The sequence below is a fragment of the uncultured Maribacter sp. genome, from assembly GCF_947496775.1.
Lineage (GTDB): Bacteria > Bacteroidota > Bacteroidia > Flavobacteriales > Flavobacteriaceae > Maribacter_B.
This window is the reverse complement of the sequence record NZ_CANMDU010000005.1, coordinates 234,865-260,471: the sequence shown is the minus strand read 5'-3', so window position 1 is coordinate 260,471 and position 25,607 is coordinate 234,865. Positions and strand designations below refer to the sequence as shown.

The following is a 25,607-nucleotide window of genomic DNA, read 5'->3' as shown; positions in this document are numbered from 1 at the left end:
GGAGATGTTACATTAGAGATAGCAGCAGACGCAGTAACTAATGCTGAATTAGCAGACAATGCAGTAAACACAGAAAATATAGTAAATGGAACCATTTTAGCGGAAGATGTTTCATCAGGCGGAAATGATAAAGTTTTAGTTACAAATCCAGCAGGAGAAGTAGAGTGGATAGACAAGAGTGCATTAGTTCCAGCAACAACGGTATCAAATACAAGTAGTGGAAATACATTAAGTACAACAGTAGATGGCGTAACAGGAGCAAATGTAAATATTATTAATAGCAATACATTAACATTAAATGGTAGTGATGAGTTGGTAAGTACTATAAATGGAATGGATTCAAATGCGATAGATTTATCGGGTTATAGAGAGACAGTAGTAGGAACAGGCGATATAGGTGTTACCGATGATGGAAATGGTAATTATACGGTAAACTATGTTGATGGAGATACTAATAATCAAAATGAGATACAGGATTTAAATTACGATGCTAGTACACAAACATTAAACATTACGAATAATGGAAGTGCTACGAATATAGATTTAAGTGGGTTGAATGATTCAGGGACGGACAGCCAAACATTATCAACAAATGGAAACCCTGGTCATATAGCAATAACAGGAGGTAATGCTATTACGCTCAATGTTAATGATGCCGATTCAAATATTGGTAATGAATACAATACAGCTTTTGGAATAGTAGGTAATAATTTAAGATTATCAGATGGTGGTGGAGACAGAGATGTACCATTAGCTTCTTTAGGTTCGGACGATCAATTTGATGATGAAGTAGAATTAAGAGCTCCTATTGATGTAGATGATGCAGGAAAATCTGCAGCACAAGGATTTACAACAGAAACTAATGTTCAAGAAGTTATACAGGCAATAGCACCAATTACTTCTAAAGCAGCTAGAATTTTCTATCCGCCATCAATAGAAGTAGATGCTTCTACAACAGGTACACAAACAATTGATTTATATGCACAATATACAGCTCAGTTTGGAACACCTTTAAGAGGAAGTACAGGTGCACCAACAGCAGTGCCAACTTATGGTGCAACAGAATTATATTATTATGTTACGTACGCGGATCCAACTGTTTTTGATACCACATCTACAACAGGTCCTACGGCTATGGTAATAACTGCTGATGGAAAATTAACACTAACTGTAGACGCTCCGCCAACAGATTACAATTCCTTAATCAACGTGGTATTCGTAGTTAAATAATGTATAGAGAAACGACCCAAATCCAATTGAAACATAACCTAACATATAAGTCGTTATTCTTAAGTATTGCTTTTGCATTGCTAGGAATAGTAGCATCTAATGCGCAGTATTTATTACAAGCGCCTAATAGTACAGATGAAAGTAATTATAGATGGTATGAAGCTTCGGATACAAGTACTGTATTAAGTACGGATTCTTTTTTAGAAGTAACGCAACAGGGCACCTATTTTGCAACTTACGATGGTACCATTTGTGGAAAAAATGCAACGGGTTATTTTATAGTAACTAATTGTAATTCTCCACATAATGAGGTTACCTTAGATGTTACAGCCAATGTGCCTCCAAATGCAACTATAAGTTGGAGTCCGGCTTTATCAGGAGATCAAAATAGTCCAACAGTAATTGCTACACAAACTTATGTAAAGTACACGGCAACCATAACAAAAGCTGGTAATGACAATAACTTACCAAATTTCACTGTTGTTTGTATTAACGAAGCGGCTACATTGGTAGATGATGTAGTAACAACAGACGAGGATCAATCTGTTATTGTTCCTATTTATGATAATGATTCTGATTTACCAACTACAGGTTCTCTAAATATTAGTACGCAACCTACAAATGGTACAGTTGCTATTAATGAAAATGGTACACCAAATAATCCGTTAGACGATTTAGTAACCTATACACCAAACCCCGATTATAATGGACCAGATACTTTTGACTATACGGTTTGTAATACATTTGGGGATTGCAGTACAGCAACGGTAGATGTAACCGTTTTACCTATTGTAGATGCTATAGATGATTCTATTGCAACAGAAGAAAACACAGCGGTAGAGATAGCTATTTTAGATAATGATAACGATTTTCCTAGTACGGGAACATTAAGTATTGCAGTACCACCGACCAATGGTAGTATAGTAATAAATGATAACGAAACACCAACGGATCCTTCTGATGATACGGTTACATATACACCAAATACGGATTATGTAGGGAATGACACTTTCGATTATACTATTTGTGATACTAATGGAAATTGTAGTACAGCAACTGTTACTATAATAGTTACAGATGCAACAGATTTAGATGCCGATAACGATGGTATTGTAGATAGTTTCGAGGATTTAAATACTGATGGCGATAATGACCCAGCGACCAACCCTACTGACTCAGATGGAGATGGTTTTGCAGATTATTTAGATATAGATGCCGATAATGATGGTATTCCAGACAATTTAGAAGCACAAACTACAGCAGACTATATTGCTCCAAGTGGTTTAGATGCTAATTCTAATGGCTTAGATGACGCATATGAGCAGAACGGAAACCTCGGATTAATTCCAGAAGATACGGATGGAGATTTACTACCAGATTATGTAGATGAGGATAGTGATAATGATAATGTACCAGACCGTATAGAAGGTAATGACCATAATCATGATGGTATTCCAGATGTAGTATTTATTGGGTCGGATAAAGATGATGATGGCTTAGATGATGGTTTTGAAGGTAATTCTACTGTTGATTTTGATGTAAATGATGAGTTAGATGATCCTTATAATGATTTACCAAATACGGACAATGATGACGAGTCAGATTATAGAGATACTGATGACGATGATGACGGTATAGAAACTATAGACGAAGATGTAAATGGTGATGGTGATTATGCTAATGATGATAGTGATGGAGATGGTACACCTAATTATTTACAACCAGATTTAATAGAGACGGAGGACGAAGTAAAAGTATTTAATGTGCTTACTCCTAATGGTGATGGTGTTCATGATGTTTTAAAAATTAGTGGCTTAGAAAATTTCCCGAACAATACACTTAAAATTTATAATAGATGGGGCGTATTAGTTTACACTACCAAAGCATATGATACAGAAGGAAATATTTTTGATGGAACTTCTACAGGTAGAGTTACAATTAACAAAGATAATAAACTACCGGTAGGTACTTATTTTTACATATTGGATTACGAACAATCAACTGGAAATATGAAATCTCTGTCAGGTTACATATACATAAACAGATAAATGATATTTATGAACAGTATCCACAAAAAAAGAAATACTCCTTTTTGGATTGGAAGAGGAATTATAATGGTAGCACTGTTGTTTTATAGTGTACTTTCCGGGCAACAAGATGCTCAGTATACGCAGTACATGTATAATACAGTTAGTGTAAATCCAGGCTATGCGGGTTCTCGAGGACAAGCAAGTGTTGCAGCTTTATATAGAGCACAATGGTTAGGTTTAGAAGGCGCGCCAACTACACAGACATTTAATTTTCATTCGCCCATAGGGTATCGTGGTGTTGGTTTAGGTCTTTCTGTAGTTAAAGATGATATAGGACCTACTTCGGAAACTAATTTTGATATTGATTTTTCGTATACTATTTGGACATCCAAAGTAGCTCGGATAAGTTTTGGGTTAAAAGCAAGTGCTAATTTATTAGACATTCGTTTTTCAGAATTAGATCAAGATGTTACACAAGGGTTCGATTTAAGTTTACAGCAGAATATTGATAATCGTTTTTCTCCAAACATAGGAGCAGGAGTGTATTACCATACAGATAAGTTTTATGCAGGACTATCCGTACCGAGGTTTTTAGAAACGAATCATTTTGATGAGTCTTCTTTGTCTACAGCAAAGGAACAAATGAATTTTTACTTAATAACCGGGTATGTTTGGGATTTAAATCCTAACCTAAAATTTAAACCTAGTATACTTGGGAAAATGGTGCAAGGAGCCCCTTTACAAGTTGATTTGTCGGCTAATTTTATGTTGAACGATAAATTTATTGTAGGAGCTGCTTACCGATGGGACGCAGCTTTCAGTGGTATGGTCGGATTTAATATTTCTAATAAATTCCTTATAGGGTTGGCTTATGATCGAGAAGTAACAGATTTAGGAAATGCTTCTTTTAACGATGGTTCTTTCGAAGTTATTTTTAGATATGATTTTATTCACACTAAAGATCATTTAAAATCTCCAAGGTTCTTTTAGCCCTCATTATGTACTAGAACTTAATATTGTAGCAAAGCGTTATATATAGAAGTAGCTGTAAGCTGTAATAGATTTTCTAATACTTATTGCAGGTTTAGTTAATCCTTTGTTTAAAAAATTACTTTCTTCTTAAATATGAAGTAAAGGTGTTATTTTTACAAAATGAAGGAAGAAGAAGTAATCTTAGTTAATCGTAATGATGAGCAAATTGGTACTATGCCAAAAATGGAAGCTCATGAAAAGGCTTTATTACACAGAGCTTTTTCTGTATTTATTATGAATGAAAAGGGAGAAACAATGTTGCAGCAAAGGGCTGCGCACAAATATCATTCCCCGCTTTTATGGACTAATACTTGTTGTAGCCACCAAAGAGTAGGGGAGAGTAATATTGCTGCAGGTAAAAGAAGATTGCAAGAAGAGATGGGTTTTGTTGCAGAACTTCAAGAAGTTACATCTTTTATCTATAAGGCTCCTTTTGATAATGGATTAACAGAACACGAGTTAGATCATGTAATGATTGGGCATTATAATGGAAGCCCTACTATTAATCCAGAAGAAGTAGAAAGCTGGAAATGGATGAAACCCGAAGATGTTAAAAATGATATTGCAAGGCATCCAGAAAACTACACGGTTTGGTTTAAGATAATTTTTCAGGAATTCTACATCCATATTAATCAAAATATAAAAAAGATATGAAAGTTAAAGTGAGCAGAAAAGCGCATTTTAATGCAGCGCATAGACTTTATAGAAAAGATTGGGACGAAGGAAAAAATAAAGCTGTTTTTGGTAGATGTAATAATCCTAATTATCATGGTCATAATTATGAGTTGGTGGTAAGTGTATTTGGGAGCATAGATCAGGAAACAGGTTTTGTTATGGATATGAAAGTTTTAAAGAACCTTATAAAGTCGGAGATTGAAGATGTTCTGGACCATAAAAACCTAAACATTGAAATCCCTGAGTTTAAAGAGTTAAATCCTACCGCTGAAAATATTGCAGTTTATATATGGAAAAAACTCAGACCGCATATTGATACTGAAAAAGATTTAGAAGTTGTTTTATATGAAACTCCCAGAAATTACGTTACTTTTTGTGGATAACAGTGTTACATTAAAAGTAGTGTAATTATTAAAGCTACATACTTTTTTGTAGGAAAATACGTTCAATATAAAATCAAAAGAATAATCATGAAATTATACCCATTAAAGTTTAACCCAATATTAAAAGAACGTCTTTGGGGAGGTACTAAACTAAAAGAAGTTTTAGGAAAATCTATAGATAATGATATTACTGGTGAGAGTTGGGAACTTTCTGGCGTTCCAGGAGATATTTCGGTAGTTGGGAATGGGGAGTTAGCTGGTGTATCCCTTCAAACATTAATTAACGATTATCCTCAGGAATTATTGGGGAAAAGTGTAGTACAACGTTTTGGAAAAGATTTTCCAATTCTTATTAAATTTATTGATGCTAAGCAAGACTTATCCATACAATTACATCCAAATGATGCATTAGCAAAAGAACGACATAATTCTTTCGGTAAAACCGAAATGTGGTATGTTATGGATGCAGATAAAGACGCTAATTTAATAGTTGGTTTTAATAAAGATGTAACTAAAGAAGAGTATAGTAAAAGTTTAGAGGATAACACTTTATTAGATTTACTTAATTACGAAGATGTTAAAGAAGGGGACACTTTCTTTATAAATACGGGAAAAATACATGCTATTGGTGCAGGTGTGCTACTTGCCGAAATTCAGCAAACATCGGATGTTACTTATAGAGTGTTCGATTTTAATAGAAAAGATAAAAATGGGGATTTAAGGGAGTTACATACCGAACTTGCTTTAGATGCTATGGATTATAAAAAGAAGGATGATTTTAAGGTAAATTATCCAACCGAAGATAATCAAATCAATACCATGGTAGAATGCCCTTATTTTAAAACAAACTTTATAGAAATTTCTGAGGATTTAATTCAAGAAGTTACACAGAGAGATTCTTTTACAATATACATGTGCGTTGGCGGACAGGCAGAAATAAGAACCGAATCTGGTTCTGCAGAAATAAAAAAAGGAGAAACGGTATTAGTTCCTGCCAATGCAAATATTATAACACTCAGTGGCGCTAGTGCAAAGTTGTTAGAAGTAACTATTTAAGGGTATTCTTTTACAGAGATATTCTAAAACCTTATTTTTGCTAAAAATATATTATAATGGCAAGTGTAAAAGATTTAAAAAAAGATATTAATTACGTTTTAGGAGATATTATAGAAGCGGTATACATAGTAGAAGCTGCAAATAATAAAACAGACTCTCCTGAAGGAGCAAAAATTATAGATGGAGCTATTGCTACTTTTGATGATTTAATTGCAAAAGTAAATAAAAGAGGTGTAGAGAATAGAAAGGCACATCTTAATACGGTGAAGCAAGAATTAGAAGCTAAAGCTAAAGGATTGGTAGAAGAGCTAAATAAATTAGGCTAATTTCATATTCAATTTTACAAAGCATAAAAAAACCACCTTTGGTGGTTTTTTTATGCTTTTATTTTGGTAATTCGTCTAAGTATTTTTTAAGAGCTTTACCATATTTGGAATTAGCTACATCTTTATCTAAAGAATTAGAAATAGAATCTAAATACTTTCTATTAGCATCTGGAACTTCATAAAGGGCAATATAGGGAGCCACAGTAGAGTTTGTGTTGGTCAAAGCAAAGTTCAGTGCATAAGCATAACTTCTACGTACGGTATTGTCACTTAATTTGTTTACAGAATCTAGTTGTACAGAGTCTAAAGCAATTTTAGTGTTTTGAGCATTTTGAATAATTTGAATATTTCTAATATTGAAGTTAGACATCATTTTACGATATTCTTTATACTTTTCATTGCTTTCTGAACCCGATATTTTGGCATCTCTATCAAAAGTATCCCAAGAAGTATTTATAGTAACCAAACCGGGTTCTCCGAAGAAAATAATTCTATCATTAAAATCATTATGATCCGCTTTATCTAAATACAAATGAAAAATTTCCGGATTCTCTACCTCGGTTTTAAAAGTAAAATTGCCATCACCGTCTACTTGTAAAGAATCGATAACAATTAAAGTAGTGTCTTTAAAATTCTGAAGATACAAAGTTCCTTTTTTAAGACCCTTTACTTTGCCAGTTACTGTCATTGTGTTTTCGGTATCACTACCACAGGAAATTATTAAAAGTAGTAAAGTAATTACAAGTGCTATTTTTTTCATTTGGTAAGTTTATTGTCGCAAATATCTTTATTTTTTTTCATTTGCGCGGATAAGAATTCTATTTAAGGCTAAACTTTTTCTTTTTTGTTTTCGTCAGTAGGTTTAAAACTCCTTTTTGCTATAAAATGATAAGTAATATTTTCTTTCTTTTGAGGTCGTCTTGAGGTGCTATGTTAAAGAGAGGACGCTATTTCCATGAGGTAAGCACATAAAAGCGCGCCACCAGTACCAACTACATACCCAAAAACAGCAAGAAGAACACCAACAGAAGTTAAGGAAGGGTGAAACTCTGCGGCTACAACAGGAGCGGATGCGGCACCGCCGACATTTGCCTGGCTTCCCACAGCTAAGAAAAAATAAGGTGCCTTAATAATTTTGGCTACAAGGATTAATAATCCGGCATGGATAGCAATCCATATAAATCCTATAGCTATAAGTCCAGGATTTTCTAGAACACGACCTAAATCTACTTTCATTCCAATTGTGGCTACTAGTATATATATAAACATTCCTCCAATTTTACTTGCGCCTGCTCCTTCATAATTTTTAGCTTTTGTAAAGGATAAAGCAATACCAACTGCAGTAGCAATTACTACCATCCAAAAGAAACCAGAACCGAGAAAAGACAAGAAGTTAGTAGAATCGGCAACGACAGAAACGTTTTCTTTAAGGTAGGAACTTATATGTCCGCCAAACAAGTGGGCAATACCAACAGCTGTAAATGCTAAGCCTAACATAATCATATAATCGCCTAGGGTAGGAACACGAGTTATACTATCTGTAAATTTGGTGACTTTAACTTTCAATTTTTCAATAGCCGAGGTATCTGCTTTTAACCAAGCATCAATCCTTTTTGTTTTACCGACTCCTAATAATATTATAGCCATCCATACATTGGCAACAAAAATATCTACTAAAACCATACCACCATATTTTTCCGGGGTATACTTAAATATTTCGTACATAGCAGCTTGGTTTGCGCCACCGCCAATCCAACTTCCAGCAATAGTAGAAAGTCCTCTCCAAATGGCATCAAAATCATTACCTCCAACAGATTCGGGTGAAAAAACGGACACTATTAATATGGCAATAGGCCCCCCAATTACAATTCCAACACTACCTGTTAAAAACATAATTAGTGCTTTAGATCCTAGATTGCTTATAGCTTTTAAATCTATACTTAATGTCATTAATACTAAAGCGGCAGGCAACAAATACCTACTAGCAATATAGTAGAGTTTAGAACTATGTTTAGTTGCATTTCCCAAAGCATCTATGGTATGCCATTCTTCAGCAACAACACCAAAGGAAGATAGTAACGCGGGAAGTAAATAGCACATTAATACTCCTGGTATAATGGAATAGAATTTTTTCCAAAAACCTGTTTTTACAGAAGAAGTGTAAAAAATAAATCCTAAACTTAAGGCTAATAAACCAAAGACAACAGTGTCATCTGTTATAAGTGGTTGGGGTAAAATTTTTTCGGTCATATAGAAAGCTATTAGTCTTTAATAATATTTAATTAAAGAGGTTTTCCTTTACATAGTGCGCAACACCATCTTCGGTATTTTTTAAAGTTACATAATTAGAAATTCTTTTAGCTTCTTCTCTGGCATTACCCACAGCTACACCACATCCTGTATTTTGTAACATATCTATATCATTGTAATTGTCGCCAAAAGATATAATGTCATCTAAGGTGTATTTATCTTTTATTAAGTATGTAATAGCAGATAATTTAGATACGGATTTAGGAGAAACTTCTATTAAAGTATCATTAGAACGGTAGATGTTAATTTCCTCAGAAAAGGATTCTTCTAATTTTTTATAGGCAATATCGGCGGTGTTTTTTGTTCCCATTAGCATTATCTTGTGTGCTCCGATTTTCCTTAATTTCCAGTCTAAAATAGTTTCTGTTGTATTTTTAAATACAGGTTCTACTTTGGTATGTACTTTTTCTTTTTGAATCCTTTCAGAATCTATTTCTGCATACCATTCATCTTTGTAATACAATCCAAGTTTTATATTATGTTGCTCTGCAATTTTATGAATATTTTCTATGCATAATGCGGGTATAACCGTAGATTTTAGTTCTTTATCACCATGAAGTATTAACGCTCCGTTATAGCATATTATAGGTTCATGTAAAACTCCTAAATCTTGTTGAATATAATGCATTGCTTTTGGCATTCTTGCGGAGACCAAAATAATTTGCATGCGTTCTTTTACTCTTTCTATTTGACTAATCGTAAAGTTAGATACATCACTTTTTGTTGTTAGTAAAGTACCGTCTAAATCGGAGCATAAAATTTTATATGTCATTCTATATATTTAACCAGTAAGTTAATTTTAAGTTTATAGATCTATTCTTAGGCTCAAAACTATTTACAAAGTAGTTGTCATTATAGACAATAAATAAATCAGACAAAGGAGCAAAGCGCCATTGTAATCTAGAATTAAAGCCTAAGTTATCTCTTTGATTACTATATTGTACTAAAGTAGACCAAAAGATAGATTTACTAAAAGTAATATCTATTTTAGGGCTTATAAGCCATATATCTGCGCTTGGATGCGGCGTAGGAAGAGAAATTTTATCATAATTAGCTATAAGAGATAAAAATACTTTAGGTTGAAAGCGCATCGTCATGGTAGTACCAAAAGAATACCTTTCTCCATTAAAAAATTCTCCGACTGTGGTGTTCAAAATGTAGGCAAATAATTTTCTTCTATCGGATCTGAACTGAAGGTCGATACTATTGTAATGGTAACCAATATTTCCTGGTATTGCTGTGGCTTCATCAGTATTTGTTGGGTCAAAGTCATTCATTAAAAAAGTGTAGCTTTTTGTAATTTGCGCGTTAACTCTTGCTTGGTTGTTATACGTAGCAGACCAACTTGCCGTTAAATTGTAATCTGTATTTATGTAATCTAAGGTAGGGCTCCATATAAATTCTGGAAAAATCGTAAAACTATGCATTTGTATTTTTCCTTTATTGGGCCAAAAAATCCGCTCCATCCCAAGAACTCCTTTTACAATATCTTCTCTTCGAATAAATCCTAAATCGGAAGTAAAATTATCGCCAATCGATACCCAATCGGTGAAAATATTGTAGTTTTTAGAATTGTATTGTAATGAAGCACCTATAGAAAGGTCTTTTCCTTGGGTATTAGGTTCAAAAGACTTGTGTATATAATATTTACCTGACCAGGTATTGTCTGCAGATACCATATTGTAATCTATACCTATAACTCTATTATAGCGGTCTTCTTTGGATAGGAAGTCATAATTTTTAATAGATTCTCTATTTATAAGAAATAATCCAATGTTTGATCTAGAGAACACTCTTTGCTGAAGCGCAAGCATAGCGTTATTGTTTGAAGGTATTTCGTTTGCAATATCTTCTTCTGTTTGCAAATTCATAAAACCTAGCCTAAGGTTTTTGTTCAGCTTTCCGCTTAGTCGGAGGCCACCAATTATTTTATTTTCTATAGAATTATCAGCCGTGTCCTTTGCAATACCAATTCTCCTCGAAAAAAAAGGATTTGCATCTCTACGGCCACCAAAGCTCGAAAATAAATCGCTATTGTCTATAAAAAACTGTCTTTTTTCTGGTAGAGAAACTTCAAACCGGGTAAGATTGGTAACCTGATCATCTACTTCTACCTGAGAAAAATCTGGATTTACAGTAATATCTAGATTCATACTATTACCTATCGCTATTTTGGCATCTCCTCCAAATTTTATATTATTTATTTTGTCGTTGGTTTCAAAATCTTTTTGAGATATAGTGTTTATATAAGGTATAATGGCTAACGGAGTTCTAGATTTTCCTAAAGGTTTTTCAAAAATCATGGTGCCCATATATCCTAAATCGAATATGGTTTGGTTTTGAGGTATATTTACCCAAGTACTTGTTTCATTAGACTGTGTATCAAACCTATAGCTGTTAAAACGCCATTTTGTTTCCCCTTCTTTAAATTTGAAGGATGTAAGTGGTATTTTAAATTCTGATGTATAATAGTTATCATATATTTTAGAATCGCCTACCCATTTGGCATCCCAAGACATATTAAAAGCACCGTTACCTCTTCCTCCTCCCGATAATAAACCTTCTCTACGAACACCATAAGGATTAGATCCAAATATAAAGGCATTATTACTGTCATTAAAAGTATCGAATAATAGGGTTATATTATCACTATTTCCTGCTCTAAAATCTCGTTTTAAACTTTGTATTCTATAGTTTTTTCCGGCAGTATTTATTTTTATTCCTACATATAAGTACACATCGTCGTATACCATTTTAATATTAGATTGTTGTCTGGCTTGTATAGAGTCTATAGGGAAATATTCCCAGAATTCAGTAGCTCCTTCGGCTACTTTCCAGATGGGCTCGTCTAATATGCCATCTGCAATTATTGGTTCTGAAATGTGTTTAACAGTGAAGGATTTGGATTGAGAAAAAGCCCTTTGGCTTATAAAAATAAGCGAAACAATGGCAAGGTATTTTGTCATTTTAAATTTAATTAGTCGTATCAAATTTAGGATTTTTAAACCAAAAAAGCACTTCATTTATAGAGGCTTGTATAGGTATGTAAATAGGAGGTGTTAAATCTATGGCCTTACTTTATAATTAATATAGTAATAACTACTTTTGAGTAAACTATCTCAGAAAAGTTATTACGTATTAATACCACATTCATTTTTATTTGGAGATAAGCCTTTTGGCGATTAAATTCTAATTGTAGCGTAAAGTATTTAGTTATGAAAAAAATTACGATCCTATTCTTTTTTATTATACAATTTTCTTTTGGAAATGCTATGTTTTGGTCTAAAAAAGGACATAGGGTTGTAGGCCAGGTAGCGCAAGAATATTTATCTAGAAAAGCAAAAAGGGAAATTAATAAATTGTTAGACAATCAAAGTTTGGCATCTGTTTCTAATTTTGGAGATGAAATAAAAGCCGATAAGCGATATAAAAAGTTTAGTGCATGGCATTATGTAAATTTTCCTGCGGATAAAAAATATACGGATGTTGAACCAAGTAAATATGGAGATATAATTATTGGCATAGAAAAATGCATTAATATCGTTAAGGATACAAAAAATAGTAAGGATGATAGAGCTTTTTATTTAAAAATGCTCATACATTTAATAGGGGATTTACACCAGCCAATGCATGTAGGAAGATTAGAAGATAAGGGTGGTAACGATTTTCAGGTGCATTGGTTTAATAAAGGAACTAATTTACATAAAGTATGGGATTCTCATTTAATAGAGAATAATGGAATGAGTTATACAGAGTTATCCGAATCTTTACCAAAATTAAATAAAGAGCAGAGAAAGAAATTGCAAGAAGGAACCATTTATGATTGGGTAGAAGAATCGCAAGATGTTGCAAATGAAATTTATTCTTCTGTAAAAGTAGGAGAGAAACTTTGGTACGGCTATAGTTATAAATGGTGGGGAACTGTAGAAAACCAATTACAGGTAGGTGGTTTGCGTTTGGCAAAGGTCTTGAATACTATATTTTAAAAGTTTGGCACAAGGTTTGATTTACTTAAAGTAATACGTAACACATGAGGAAATTAATAGCGTTTACCGGCCTATTAAAGATAGTGTGTAATTTTAAAAAATAGGTATAAAAAAAATCGGGACCACAGCCGATTTTTTTTTGTTTTAATGTAATATTGTTTTTAATTGATTTCTGTATTCTGATGGATTTTGTCCCGTAAAGGCCTTAAAAGATTTGTTAAAATGGGAGAAATTATTAAAACCACATTCGAAGCATACTTCTGTAATGCTCAGAGGTTTTTCCGCTAATAATTTAGAAGCATGTACTAACCTATATTCATTTACAAATTGCGTAAAAGTCTTATTGGTTATTTTTTTAAAATATCTGCAAAAAGAAGGGACAGTCATACTTACCATATCTGCAATTTGATTTAAGGGGATGTCCTCTTTAAAATTATTTTTTACATAGTTAAAAACTATATTAATTCGATCATTATCTTTTATATCTGTTTGCAAAGAAAAACCTTCTGCATTTAGTAATTTACCATCTGGAGAGTTTGCTAGATTGTTTAAAATGTTTAAAATGGAGAGTAGTCTTTGAAAATCCGTTTGATATTCTAAAACTTCCATTTTTTCCCCTATGATTTTTTTTGTTTTACCAGAGAAAGCAATACCACTATTAGCTATTTCAAAAAGGTCTTGAATTTTTTTCATTTCAGGAATTTTAAAAAAATCACTTCCTAGAAAATCTAATTTCATCTGAATTACAGTTTCACTTTTATTACCGGTAAGATTATCGGTAAGTCCGCAGTGCGGTAAATTACTTCCGATTAAAATAAGGTCCCCATTAGAGTAATAGGAAACATGACTACCAATTTGTCTTTTTCCAGAACCTCCATTAACATATACCAACTCTATTTCCGGATGATAATGCCAAACAATATTTTTATTAAGTTTATTTTCATCAAATTTTTGATAGGTGAAAGAGTGCCCAAAATCGGGTTCTATTGCTTCAAATGCTGGTTTCTGAGTAAACATATAAATCTATTTATATACTATAAAAGTAAATAACCTTTTATATAGGGATGTTTACAAAATTACCCATAATATATGGAATATTACCCCTTAACAATAAATTAACCTTATGGGTGGGTAAAATAGCACATAAATAAGAAAAGTAAGATGTAGTTGTTGCCTCAAAAGTGGGGTATGTTTGTACTGTCGTTATTCATCAATTTATTTATTAATCACAAAATCAAAATGTTATGAAAGCAGTTTTAAAAATGACAACTGTAATTGCCTTTATGTTTGTTGCAGCAATAAGCATGGCAAAAGAACCAAAATTAGTTTTAACAGCTTACAGCGATGCTAAAATGTTGGTACTAGAGTTAGAAAATGTTGCAAAAGCAACATCTATTGAATTTAAAGATGCGCAGAATAATATTATTTATTCAGAAAGTGTATCTAAGTTGCTATATTCTAGAAAGTTCAATTTAAAGAATTTAAATAGTGGAATATATTATTTCGAAACAGAAAATGAAATGAAATCCATTGTGTATTCTATTAAAATAGAAGGGGATGAAGTTATTATACTAGATAAGAAAGAAGTAAATAAACCCTTTTTTAGAAAAGTAGAGAATCATATTTCATTTAATTTATTAAATCTAGATAAGCAAGAGGTAAAGATTACAGTAAACGATGAGAGTAATCGTGTAGTTTTTAATGAATCTATCATGGATAAATTAATAGTAGAAAAGTCATTTGATTTTTCAGATGCTTTTAAAGGAGAATATGTTGTTTCCGTTACAGTTAATGGAAAGAATTATAAAGAGAATTTAATAGTTGATTAAGTTGGTTTAAGTTAATTTAGGGGGCTGTAGAGCCCCCTTTTTTTATAGGTATTTTTTTAATTTTTCTTTTTTGCGTTTAGGAAGGGTATCATTTTCTATAGCAATTTTTATAATATCAAGATTCTTTTCTTTTGCATATAGCAATTGATAAAATTGTTGCACGGTAAGTATATTTTTAGACTCTTCTGTTAAAATGAAAGAATCACCAACTTTTACTTCGCCCTCTTCTAAAACTCTTATGTAAGTGCCTGGGAAGCCATGATCTATAAATTCCTTTAGTATATTTTGAGTTCCAAATCGGATTCCTAGTTTATAACAAGGCTCCCTAGGTTGGGTTATCTGGACCAAACATTCTCCCACTTTATAAATGCTACCAATTCTTAATACAGATTCATCTAAGCCTTGTACCGTTAAGTTTTCACCAAACATTCCCCAATTCCACTCCAAGTTTGGGTACATATTTTTCCAATAACCATATTTGTCCGAAGAGAATATATAACAAGCTTTGTTTGTGCCTCCGTGGTGTATTCGGTCAATAACGGTATCTTTTAATACATCTGATTTTCCTAAATAAATAGAATTAGAAATGGGGTATTTGTAAATGCCAGTTTGCTCTTCTTTACCGTTCCAAATTATAGTAGTGGGTTTTGAAATATTGGTAGATATAATTTTCATAAATTAAAGATAAAAAAAGTCCGTTAAAAACGTGTTTCTAACGGACTTAAAATGTGTTCAGAAATTGGTTATTTTACCATATCATAACTACGTTTTATAAACTCGGTTAACTCGGCACCTTTTAAAAGTCCTTTAGAAAGTCTAGCCAAATCTAAAGATTGATTAATTAGGCGTTCTTTCTTTTTAGCTGTTTTTGTGTTTAGAATTTCACCTACCAATTCATGGTTAGTGTTTACAACCAAATTGTACATTTCTGGCATATTATCCATTCCAAACATACCGCCGCCGCCGCCGCTTTGTTGCATCTCTTTCATTCTACGCATAAACTCCGGCTCTGTAATTATAAAAGGAGAAGCACTACTATCCATAGCTTCTAGTTGAATAGTGTAGCTTTTGTTTTCGATAGTTTTTTCTAATTCTGTTTTAAGAGTTTCTTTTTCTTCATCAGAAAGTTTAGAAATTTGATTTTCCTCTTTTTTAATTAGGTTATCTATATGGTCAGCATCTACTCTTGTAAATGATATGTTTTCTTTAGAACCTTCCAATTTTTGCATTAAATGTGCAATAATAGGAGAATCCATTAGAAGAACTTCATATCCTTTAGTTTTAGCTGCTTCAATATAACTGTGTTGGGCTTCTTTGTCAGATGCGTACAGAATAACAAGTTTGTCGTCCTTATCTGTTTGGTTGCCTTTTAATTTTTCTTGTAGTTCTTCAAAAGTATAAAAAGAACCATCTACAGTTGGGTAGAGTGCAAACTTATCTGCTTTTTCAAAGAATTTATCTTCAGAAAGCATGCCGTACTCAATAACTATCTTAATATCGTTCCATTTTGCTTCAAAATCTTCTCTGCTATTTTTAAATAGTGAAGAAAGTTTATCTGCTACTTTTCTTGTGATATAGGAAGAGATTTTCTTAACTGCACCATCCGCTTGTAAATAAGATCTAGATACATTTAATGGAATATCTGGAGAATCAATAACACCACGTAACATAGTTAAGAATTCTGGTACAATACCTTCTACATTATCAGTAACGAATACTTGGTTCTGGTAAAGTTGAATTCTATCTTTCTGCGTATTAAGATCATTCGTTAACTTAGGAAAATATAAAATACCAGTTAAGTTAAAAGGATAATCAACATTTAAGTGAATATTAAACAAAGGCTCTTCGAATTGCATAGGATACAATTCTCTGTAAAAACCTTTATAATCTTCTTCCTTTAAATCCGCAGGTTGTTTAGTCCAAGCTGGGTTAGGGTTGTTTATAATGTTGTCTACCTCCTGTGTTGGTGCTTCATCCTCTTCTTTAGCTCCTTCTGGTTTGGGTAAGGTTTCTGTTTTAGTTCCGAATTTTATTGGAATAGGCATAAACTTGTTATACTTATTTAATAGTTCGGTAATTCTACTATCTTCTAAAAATTCTGTAGAATCATCAGCAATATGTAATATTATTTCTGTTCCGCGATCTTCTTTTTTACCTTCTTCTAAGGTAAAGTTCGGAGAACCATCACAAGACCAGTGCGCAGCCGGAGCATCTTTAAAACTTTTGGTTATAATTTCTACTTTATCTGCAACCATAAAGGCAGAATAGAAACCTAATCCAAAATGACCTATGATACCTGTATCTTTAGCGCCATCTTCATACTTGTTTAAAAATTCTTCTGCACCAGAAAAAGCAACTTGGTTAATGTACTTCTCTACCTCTTCAGCTGTCATACCAAGACCTTGATCAATGATATGCAGTTTTTTACCTTCTTTATCGGCTTTTATTTCAATTCTAGGGTTGCCGTACTCCACTTTTGCTTCACCAATAGAAGTTAAGTGCTTTAACTTAAGAGTTGCATCTGTTGCATTAGATATTAATTCGCGTAAAAATATTTCGTGATCACTATATAAGAACTTCTTTATAAGTGGAAATATATTTTCTACGGAAACATTAATTTTACCTTTTGACATTTCTATATCTCGTTTAATTATTAACGCTAGTTGAATGTCAAAAAAAATACCATTTTGAATAACGATGACAAACTGACATCTTTTTTGTCATATGAAGTTAAATCGGGATAGAAATTTAGCCTTAAGTAAAGAACTTTAAGGCATTTGAGAAATGATATTTGTTTTAGGCTATCATTGGTAAAATGGCTATATTAGAAGGATTGTATAGTTAATAAATGTTTTTAACTTGCACACTAATTTTTTAGATAACCTGTTTTACAAGATATTTTAAATTAATACATTTTATGTACAATTCAAAAATTACCGGATTAGGATATTATGTCCCAGATAATGTAGTTACCAATGATGATTTATCCGAAGTAATGGATACAAATGATGCTTGGATTCAAGAAAGGACAGGCATAAAAGAGCGCAGACATGTAGCTTCGGAAGAAGAAACAACCACTTCTATGGGTGTTAAAGCTGCTAAAATTGCTATTGAAAGAGCGGGAATAGACAAGGATGATATTGATTTTATTGTTTTTGCGACTTTAAGTCCCGATTATTATTTTCCAGGACCGGGAGTGTTGGTACAAAGAGATTTAGGTATTAAAACAGTTGGGGCGATAGATATAAGAAATCAATGTTCTGGATTTGTATATGGAATTTCTGTGGCTGATCAATATATTAAGACCGGTATGTACAAAAATGTACTTGTAATAGGTTCGGAAGTTCATTCCCGAGGGTTAGATATGACTACCCGTGGTAGAAGTGTTTCCGTAATATTCGGAGATGGAGCAGGGGCGGCTATTTTAAGTAGAGAAGAAGATACCAGTAAAGGAATATTATCCACGCACTTACATTCAGAAGGACAGCATGCCGAAGAACTGGCATTACTTGCGCCGGGAATGGGAAAAAGATGGGTTACTGATATTATAGAAGATAATAATCCTGATGATGCTTCATATTTACCAGTTATGAATGGACAATTTGTGTTTAAAAATGCTGTGGTTCGTTTTAGTGAAGTAATAATGGAAGGATTGTCTAAGAATAATTTAGAACCTACTGACATAGATATGTTAGTACCGCACCAGGCTAATCTTAGAATTTCTCAGTTTATACAGAAAAAGTTTAAATTATCAGATAATCAGGTGTTTAATAATATTATGAAGTATGGTAATACTACAGCAGCTTCAATACCTATTGCGCTAACGGAAGCATGGGAACAAGGAAAAGTAAAAGAAGGCGACCTTGTAGTATTGGCGGCCTTTGGCAGTGGTTTTACTTGGGGAAGTGCAATAATAAAGTGGTAAAAAACAAAACCCGAGACAATTGCCTCGGGTTTCTTATATTAATTAACTAAAAGAGAAAACCAACCAAATTCTGCTATTTGCTAATCAATATATTTTAAAGAAGACCTGCGCCACCTTGTTTGGTGTTGCTATCTCTACTTTTTCTTTTAGAAGCTCTGTTTTTTCCACTTCCGAACATATAGGATAGGCCAACATATAGGGATCTACTTTCCCAGTTAAATTGTCCATTTTGAGTAAAAGGAGTATCGCTATCAAAAGCAAAACGCATAGTGTTAAAAATATCATTATAATTTACACTTAATGTTCCTTTTCCTTGAGCAAAACTATATCTAGCTCCTGTATTTATAAAGTACAGAGGTTTTACTTTAAACTGAATGTTTTCATTCGCTCCTCGATAGAAACCAAATACCTGGAAGGTTAGTTTTTTACTTGCCTTAAGACTATTGTTTAGTCGAACATTCCAAGCTGTGTTTTTTATTTCAACTTTATCTACTACAATATCATTTAAGGTTGCTGTACTATTACTACCCATTAATCTCTCGGAAATTCCACGTTGCGTTTGGGAGTATAGATCAAAACTTCCGTTAATGCTCCACCAATTAGTAGCTTTGTAGCTTCCGGAAATTTCTAATCCGTAAGAAGAGGTGTCGTCAAAGTTATCAAAAGATAAAACCATTTTATTTAAATCTAGTCTATCAATAGATACCGCTCTACTAATTTCATCTTTTATAGTTCTATAAAAAATACCGGTAGTAATACTTCCTTTTCCTAATCTTCGAGTATAATTTACTTCATAAGAGTTGGTAAACTGAGGTTTTAATGATGGGTTTCCTAAAGAGGAAATTAAAGGAGTAGACCATTCTCTTATTGGGTTTACCTGCCCTAGTCCTGGGCGATCTATTCTTCTGCTATAACTTAATTGAAATTGATTTTTTTCCGAAGGGGAATACTTTAAAAAGCCAGAAGGATAAAACTCGGTATATTTATCTGTAAAAGAACGAACGGCATTTGTATCTGCTTTTACTTCTACATCTTCTACTCTCAACCCTACTTGATAAGACCATTTTTTATAGCTCTGACCAAAAGTTGCATAAGCAGAATAAATATCCATTCCATAAACAAAATCTGCATCTGGAGTTGGTCTAAGATTGCCATTTTGATTGAAGGTTAAACCCGTGGAATTATAGCCTATGTTAGTTTCAAAAAACCTAGCTTCAACCCCTAATTCTAATTTAGAAATAGAGTCTAAAGGGTTTACATAATCTAGGTTTGCAATTTTTTGCGTTCTCTTGGTATTTACAAAATCATTATAATTCGGAATAATAGTGTTTCCACCGAAACCAAAAGAAGCATCTTCATCATTGTTAAACTCATTATAGTCTACTTCTAATTCAATATTATGTCCTTCTTTTTTAAAATCTAACTTATAATCAAAATTATATTGCTCACTTAAGTTATCTCGGGTATTTTTAAATAATTGCGAGGCGTTTCTATTTAATTCATCATAATAAATAATATCAGTGGTTCCAGAACTTTTGCCATCATATTTATTCTGGTTTGTGAAGAAAGAAATAGTGTTTTTGTCATTTAAATAAAAATCCACTCCAATTTTATATAGGTGAGATTTATTATTATCGAAAAACTTAAATAATTGTTCTGAGTTTTCTTCTTTTCTATATAAAAACCCTCGGTTATTGTTTTTACCTATATTATTTCCATAATTGCCGTATAAATTAAATTTTCCGTTTCTATAGTTTAAATCCAGAGAACTATTAAACTTGGCATTTTTTCCTTTATTGAGCCCTAAATTTAAAGTGCCATTAAACCCAATATTAGCATTTTTGTGAAGCACAATATTGATTATTCCGCTCATCCCCTCAGGATTGTATTTAGCAGAAGGATTGCTAATCAGCTCTATAGATTTTATAGATGTAGATGGAATTTGTTTTAACAATTGCGCTACGGGAACGTTCGATAATTTTCCGTCTACCATTACACGGACATTAGAATTTCCACGTAAGCTAAGTTCCCCAGACTGAGAATCCACACTTACGGAAGGAATGTTGTTCATAATATCTGATGCAGATGCACCGGCGGTAGTAAGATCTTTGCCTACATTAATAACTTTACGGTCAATTTTTTGCTCAATAGTGGTTCGTTCTGCAACAACTTCTACACCTGTTAATTGCTGCGATTCTTCCTCTAAAGAAATAACTCCTAAATTAATTTTTCGATTTTTTTTAGAAATTGTAATCTGTTTGGTATAAGTTTTATAGCCTATGTATTGTACTTCGATATTAAATGTACCTTCCGCGATTTTTTTAATTTCGAAACTTCCATCGTCTTTGGAAATTCCTCCGGTTATGGTTTTATTACCATCTAAAGATTTAATTACTATAGCGGCGTAGGCTATAGGAGAACTTTCTGATTGTTCTGTGATTTTTCCAGAGACGCTTCCCGTGGCAAGGTCTGGATTTACATTTTTAGCGGAAATTGTGCCATAAATAAATATGACAAAAAGGAAAATTACTTTTTTCATTAAACTGTTGTTTTTTGATTGATTGATGATACCTACAAGACGATGAATAATCGAAAGTGTTACGTGAAGATTTTGTTTTAACACATTTTAACGCTTGTTAAAAGTATAAAGTATTGGTTTTCAATAAGTATGCGGGATATAAAAAATTTAAAACCCCAACATTGCTGTTGGGGTTTTTTCGTTGATAGACTATACTAAACACTAACCATTAACTATAAACATATAGTTTTCTCAACGACTTATATTGTAAAAAAATGTAAACAATTCCGGTTTGGTACTACTAATAGACGAATTTTTATTGTAAAAGTTACAATTTAAGATAAAATTTAACATCCTTATATTGCACCAATGAAGAAAACATTAGTAGTCGGAGCCTCATTAAATCCTAATCGCTATAGTAATATAGCAATACATCGTTTAGTAAAAAGTGGCATCACAACGGAAGCCTACGGTTTAAAACTTGGGACTGTTTCTGGTGTTCAAATAAAAAGCAAATTTATTCATTTTCAAAATATTAACACCATTACTTTGTATTTAAATCCAAAAAGGCAAGAAGCATACTACAAAGATATAGTGGATTTACGTCCGGAACGTGTAATTTTTAATCCTGGGACAGAAAATCCCGAGTTTTATGCTATTTTAAAAAGCGAAGGAATTAAGGTAGAGGTAGCTTGTACTTTAGTCCTTTTAGCAACGAATCAATATTAATCTTCTTTAATACGTATAAGCCATAAACCAATAAAAGTTAAAATACCGTTTATTGGTAAAAGTTCGTACCCTACTTTATAGCCACCAAGAATTTCAGTAGGAACGCTTGCAAATATATAAATAAGAATAACAGATAGTAAAGCAACAACCCAAGTATATTGATCTTTAACTTTATGTTTAGTAAAAATACCAAAGGTAAATAATCCTAGAAGTGGGCCATAAGTGTATGTTGCAACTTGCAAAAGACCATCAATAACATTAGTATCTAATACATATTTAAAAGTAATTACAACGATGATGAGTAAAATACTCATGCCTACATGAACTAGTTTTCTTATTTTTTTAGAATAATTTTTTTCCTTTTTTTCTATCCCTAGAAAATCAATACAAAAAGAAGTGGTTAAAGATGTTAGTGCACTATCTGCGCTACTATAGGCAGCTGCAATAAGACCTAACATAAAAGTTATCCCAATTATAGGGCCCAAGCCACTATTTAACGCAATTTCAGGAAAAAGTAAATCTGTCTTAGCTTTTCCGTCTAGCAGCGGTATTGCTATATTCATTTTATGGGCATAGATAAATAACAAGGCCCCTAAAAGAAGAAAAACAAAATTTACTATAACTAGGACAAGACCAAAAGAAACCACATTTTTTTGCGCATCTTTTAAAGATTTACAAGTTAAGTTCTTTTGCATCATATCTTGGTCTAAACCTGTCATGCATATAGCTATGAATAATCCTCCTAAGAATGATTTCATAAAATGATTTTTGCTAAAAAAGTCTTCCGTAAAAAGAATTTTATTGTATTTCGTTAATTCTTCCGAAGTCAAAAATTCGGTAAAACTCCAATTTAATTCATCATTAATAAAATAGATAGATAAACCAACAGCTATAAGCATAAAGAGAGTCTGCAAAGTGTCTGTCCATACAATAGTTTTTATGCCACCTCTAAAGGTATACACCCATATTAGTAAAATAGATAGTGTTACCGTTATTTCAAAAGGTATATTTAAATCGTCAAAAACAAACTCTTGTAATACTAATGCCACTAAAAATAAACGGAAAGAAGCTCCTAAAACTCTAGATATAAAGAAAGATATAGCACCAACTTTATAGCTGGTGGCTCCAAATCTTTGTTCTAAATATTGATATATAGAGGTAACATTGAGTCTGTAATAAATAGGTAAAAGAATATAAGCAATTACAAAATAGCCAACCATATAGCCAAAGACAACTTGCATATAGCTAAATTCCGAAGAAGCTACCCAGCCAGGGACAGAAATAAAAGTAACTCCAGAAAGCGAAGCGCCAATCATTCCGAATGCAACTAAGTACCAAGGGGATTGTTTTCCTGCTTTAAAAAAATCTACATTAGAGTCATTTTTTCCTGTGAGATAAGAAATAAAAAGCAATAGAAAAAAGTAAGCACCTATTAATAGAAGAATATGCGTTGAGGTCATAGAAATAAATTTCCAATGCAAAGTACAAAAAGTAAAAATAGTATGTAATTTTGTTGGTATGGATTTTTCGTCTAAACTTTTAGAAAATGCGGTATATGAAATGTCTCAATTACCAGGGATTGGTAAAAGAACAGCATTGCGTTTGGTTTTACATTTGCTAAAACAGTCGGATCAAAGAACAGAAAATTTAGCTACGTCTTTGTTAGATTTAAAAGCGAAGGTTCGCTTTTGTTCTAATTGTCATAATATATCGGATACAGAATTATGCGAAATATGTGCGAACCCAAAAAGAGATGCCTCTTTGGTTTGTGTAGTTGAGGATATTAGAGATGTAATGGCAATTGAAAATACAGGTCAGTTTAGGGGTATGTATCATGTATTAGGAGGGAAAATATCTCCTATGGAGGGCATTGGGCCGCAAGAGTTAACTATAAGTTCTTTAATTAGTAAAGTAAAAAAAGGGGAAATAAAAGAGTTGATTTTTGCATTGAGTTCTACCATGGAAGGTGATACTACCAATTTTTATATTTATAAACAGATTGAAAAAGAGGGGATTAGTATATCTACTATAGCAAGAGGAATTGCAGTGGGAGATGAATTAGAATATGCAGATGAAGTAACTTTAGGGAGGAGTATAATAAATAGAATACCTTTTGAAGGATCTCTAAAGTCTAATTAAGAGTTAAATAGTAAATTAAGTTTAATATTTTGATGTTTTTTATGTTATTTTTGCAAAAAATACATTGAAATAAGCTTATTAAATAGGAATATGGCAAAGTTTGAATTGAAATTACCAAAAATGGGAGAAAGTGTTGCGGAAGCAACATTGACTACCTGGTTGAAGGAAGTAGGGGATACAATTGAAATGGATGAAGCTGTTTTTGAGATTGCTACGGATAAGGTAGATACAGAAGTCCCTAGTGAGGTAGAAGGGGTTTTAGTAGAAAAACTATTTAGTATTGATGAAGTCATTAAGGTAGGAGAAACGGTAGCTATAATTAGTACAGATGAAGAAGTTGGCAAAACAGAAGAATCCAACGTAAAAGAAATAGAGGATACTCATATACATGCGGCAGTTAAAGAATTAGAAAAGAACATTGTAGTCACTAAAGAAGCTGTGCAGTCTGCAGTTTTGGGAGAAAGCACAACAAATCGTTTTTATTCTCCATTAGTAAAAAATATTGCAAAACAAGAAGGGGTAACAATGGTAGAATTAGATGCTATCCCAGGAACAGGAAAAGAAGGAAGGGTTTCTAAGAGTGATATTCTAAATTATGTAGCAGCTAAAGGAGGTGTAAAACAGTCTTCGGTAGTGGAAAAAGAGCAAGAAAAGAAAATAGTTTCAGCATCTATTGTAGAGACTAAAGAAGCGCAGTCTGTATCAGTGCCAGTTGAAAATTCTAATGGAAATGAGATTGTGGAAATGTCTAGAATGGGCAAATTAATTGCTAAACATATGGTAGAAAGTGTTTCTACTTCTGCTCATGTGCAAAGTTTTATAGAGGTAGACGTTACCAATATTGTAAACTGGCGTAATAAAATGAAAAAAGCCTTCTTAGAGCAAGAAGGAGAAAAATTAACATATACTCCGATTTTTTTAGAGGCGGTAGCTAAGGCTTTAAAAAAATATCCATTGATGAATATATCTGTGGATGGTAATAATGTTATTAAAAAGAAGAATATTAATATAGGTATGGCCGCAGCTTTACCAGATGGTAATTTAATTGTACCTGTTATAAAAAATGCAGACCAATTAAATTTAGTTGGTATGGCAAAGGTTGTAAATGATTTAGCAACTAGGGCTAGAGGTAATGCCTTAAAACCAGATGAGGTACAGGATGGGACTTATACTGTTACTAATGTAGGAACATTTGGTAGCGTATTTGGAACGCCAATTATAAATCAACCTCAAGTGGGTATTTTGGCTTTAGGAGCTATTCGTAAAATACCTTCAGTAATAGAAACTGAGGAAGGAGATTTTATAGGTATTCGTAGTAAAATGTATTTATCTCATAGTTATGATCATAGAGTAGTTAATGGGGCACTAGGTAGTATGTTTGTAAAGGCGGTAGCAGATTATCTAGAAGCTTGGGATGTAAATAGGGATTTCTAAAATTT

22 protein-coding genes are annotated in these 25,607 nt (G+C 32.6%); 13 read left to right on the top strand and 9 right to left on the bottom strand.

The window, feature by feature from the left end; all coding sequences use genetic code 11:
* The 7 genes from Q0856_RS10640 to Q0856_RS10610 form a co-directional block, all read left to right on the top strand.
* A partial coding sequence (locus Q0856_RS10640; RefSeq protein ID WP_298504816.1) for a hypothetical protein occupies nucleotides 1-1,230 on the top strand: 1,230 nt, incomplete at its 5' end.
* A gap of 26 nt (nucleotides 1,231-1,256) precedes the next feature.
* Complete coding sequence (locus Q0856_RS10635; protein ID WP_298504813.1) at nucleotides 1,257-3,278, top strand: gliding motility-associated C-terminal domain-containing protein; 2,022 nt, start codon at nucleotides 1,257-1,259, stop codon at nucleotides 3,276-3,278.
* 9 nt (nucleotides 3,279-3,287) lie between these two features.
* Entirely contained in the window at nucleotides 3,288-4,250 is a 963-nt protein-coding gene (locus tag Q0856_RS10630) for a type IX secretion system membrane protein PorP/SprF (protein ID WP_298504811.1), read from the top strand.
* Between the two features lie 162 nt (nucleotides 4,251-4,412).
* A complete protein-coding gene (idi, locus tag Q0856_RS10625; protein ID WP_298480886.1) occupies nucleotides 4,413-4,946 on the top strand; it encodes an isopentenyl-diphosphate Delta-isomerase in 534 nt (177 codons plus the stop codon).
* Nucleotides 4,943-5,350, top strand: coding sequence for a 6-carboxytetrahydropterin synthase (locus Q0856_RS10620; RefSeq protein WP_298480887.1), 408 nt, complete (start codon nucleotides 4,943-4,945; stop codon nucleotides 5,348-5,350). The genes idi and Q0856_RS10620 overlap by 4 nt, the downstream gene beginning before the upstream one ends.
* Nucleotides 5,351-5,437: 87 nt before the next feature.
* Nucleotides 5,438-6,406, top strand: coding sequence for a type I phosphomannose isomerase catalytic subunit (locus tag Q0856_RS10615; protein ID WP_298480889.1), 969 nt, complete (start codon nucleotides 5,438-5,440; stop codon nucleotides 6,404-6,406).
* A 56-nt stretch (nucleotides 6,407-6,462) separates the two neighbouring features.
* Complete coding sequence (locus tag Q0856_RS10610) at nucleotides 6,463-6,732, top strand: hypothetical protein (protein ID WP_298480890.1); 270 nt, start codon at nucleotides 6,463-6,465, stop codon at nucleotides 6,730-6,732.
* Nucleotides 6,733-6,790: 58 nt separating this feature from the next.
* Here Q0856_RS10610 and Q0856_RS10605 read toward each other — a convergent pair whose 3' ends face one another.
* The 4 genes from Q0856_RS10605 to Q0856_RS10590 form a co-directional block, all read right to left on the bottom strand.
* Nucleotides 6,791-7,492, bottom strand: coding sequence for a DUF4369 domain-containing protein (locus Q0856_RS10605; RefSeq protein ID WP_298504809.1), 702 nt, complete (start codon nucleotides 7,490-7,492; stop codon nucleotides 6,791-6,793).
* 173 nt (nucleotides 7,493-7,665) lie between these two features.
* Nucleotides 7,666-8,982: a DUF819 family protein gene (locus tag Q0856_RS10600; RefSeq protein WP_298480894.1), complete on the bottom strand. Its 1,317-nt coding sequence runs from the start codon at nucleotides 8,980-8,982 to the stop codon at nucleotides 7,666-7,668.
* Between the two features lie 28 nt (nucleotides 8,983-9,010).
* Entirely contained in the window at nucleotides 9,011-9,814 is an 804-nt protein-coding gene (locus tag Q0856_RS10595) for a Cof-type HAD-IIB family hydrolase (protein ID WP_298504807.1), read from the bottom strand.
* 1 nt (nucleotide 9,815) lies between these two features.
* Entirely contained in the window at nucleotides 9,816-12,008 is a 2,193-nt protein-coding gene (locus Q0856_RS10590) for a DUF5916 domain-containing protein (protein ID WP_298504804.1), read from the bottom strand.
* Nucleotides 12,009-12,257: 249 nt separating this feature from the next.
* Here Q0856_RS10590 and Q0856_RS10585 point away from each other — a divergent pair, with 249 nt between their 5' ends.
* Nucleotides 12,258-13,028, top strand: coding sequence for a S1/P1 nuclease (locus tag Q0856_RS10585; protein ID WP_298504801.1), 771 nt, complete (start codon nucleotides 12,258-12,260; stop codon nucleotides 13,026-13,028).
* Nucleotides 13,029-13,172: 144 nt separating this feature from the next.
* On the opposite strand, the gene Q0856_RS10580 is transcribed toward Q0856_RS10585, so the two are convergent.
* On the bottom strand, nucleotides 13,173-14,045 hold the full coding sequence (locus tag Q0856_RS10580) for an AraC family transcriptional regulator (protein WP_298480902.1): 873 nt from the start codon (nucleotides 14,043-14,045) through the stop codon (nucleotides 13,173-13,175).
* A 227-nt stretch (nucleotides 14,046-14,272) separates the two neighbouring features.
* On the opposite strand from Q0856_RS10580, the gene Q0856_RS10575 reads away from it, so the two are divergent.
* A complete protein-coding gene (locus tag Q0856_RS10575; RefSeq protein ID WP_298480905.1) occupies nucleotides 14,273-14,857 on the top strand; it encodes a hypothetical protein in 585 nt (194 codons plus the stop codon).
* Nucleotides 14,858-14,899: 42 nt separating this feature from the next.
* Here Q0856_RS10575 and Q0856_RS10570 read toward each other — a convergent pair whose 3' ends face one another.
* Together Q0856_RS10570 and htpG are read right to left on the bottom strand one after the other, a co-directional pair.
* Complete coding sequence (locus Q0856_RS10570) at nucleotides 14,900-15,532, bottom strand: MOSC domain-containing protein (protein WP_298480907.1); 633 nt, start codon at nucleotides 15,530-15,532, stop codon at nucleotides 14,900-14,902.
* Between the two features lie 68 nt (nucleotides 15,533-15,600).
* Nucleotides 15,601-17,490, bottom strand: coding sequence for a molecular chaperone HtpG (gene htpG, locus Q0856_RS10565; protein WP_298504798.1), 1,890 nt, complete (start codon nucleotides 17,488-17,490; stop codon nucleotides 15,601-15,603).
* Between the two features lie 284 nt (nucleotides 17,491-17,774).
* On the opposite strand from htpG, the gene Q0856_RS10560 reads away from it, so the two are divergent.
* The gene (locus Q0856_RS10560; protein WP_298480911.1) at nucleotides 17,775-18,782 is read left to right on the top strand and encodes a beta-ketoacyl-ACP synthase III; all 1,008 of its coding nucleotides are present in this window, start codon (nucleotides 17,775-17,777) and stop codon (nucleotides 18,780-18,782) included.
* A gap of 94 nt (nucleotides 18,783-18,876) precedes the next feature.
* Here Q0856_RS10560 and Q0856_RS10555 read toward each other — a convergent pair whose 3' ends face one another.
* Complete coding sequence (locus Q0856_RS10555; RefSeq protein ID WP_298504793.1) at nucleotides 18,877-21,321, bottom strand: outer membrane beta-barrel family protein; 2,445 nt, start codon at nucleotides 21,319-21,321, stop codon at nucleotides 18,877-18,879.
* Nucleotides 21,322-21,669: 348 nt separating this feature from the next.
* On the opposite strand from Q0856_RS10555, the gene Q0856_RS10550 reads away from it, so the two are divergent.
* Nucleotides 21,670-22,029 (top strand): CoA-binding protein, encoded by a 360-nt coding sequence (locus Q0856_RS10550; RefSeq protein ID WP_298480917.1) that lies wholly within the window; start codon nucleotides 21,670-21,672, stop codon nucleotides 22,027-22,029.
* On the opposite strand, the gene Q0856_RS10545 is transcribed toward Q0856_RS10550, so the two are convergent.
* Nucleotides 22,026-23,489: a sodium:solute symporter gene (locus Q0856_RS10545; RefSeq protein WP_298504790.1), complete on the bottom strand. Its 1,464-nt coding sequence runs from the start codon at nucleotides 23,487-23,489 to the stop codon at nucleotides 22,026-22,028. The genes Q0856_RS10550 and Q0856_RS10545 overlap by 4 nt on opposite strands.
* 58 nt (nucleotides 23,490-23,547) lie before the next feature.
* On the opposite strand from Q0856_RS10545, the gene recR reads away from it, so the two are divergent.
* Complete coding sequence (recR, locus tag Q0856_RS10540) at nucleotides 23,548-24,168, top strand: recombination mediator RecR (RefSeq protein ID WP_298504787.1); 621 nt, start codon at nucleotides 23,548-23,550, stop codon at nucleotides 24,166-24,168.
* A gap of 90 nt (nucleotides 24,169-24,258) precedes the next feature.
* Nucleotides 24,259-25,602: a dihydrolipoamide acetyltransferase family protein gene (locus Q0856_RS10535; RefSeq protein ID WP_298504783.1), complete on the top strand. Its 1,344-nt coding sequence runs from the start codon at nucleotides 24,259-24,261 to the stop codon at nucleotides 25,600-25,602.
* Nucleotides 25,603-25,607 lie beyond the last annotated feature (5 nt).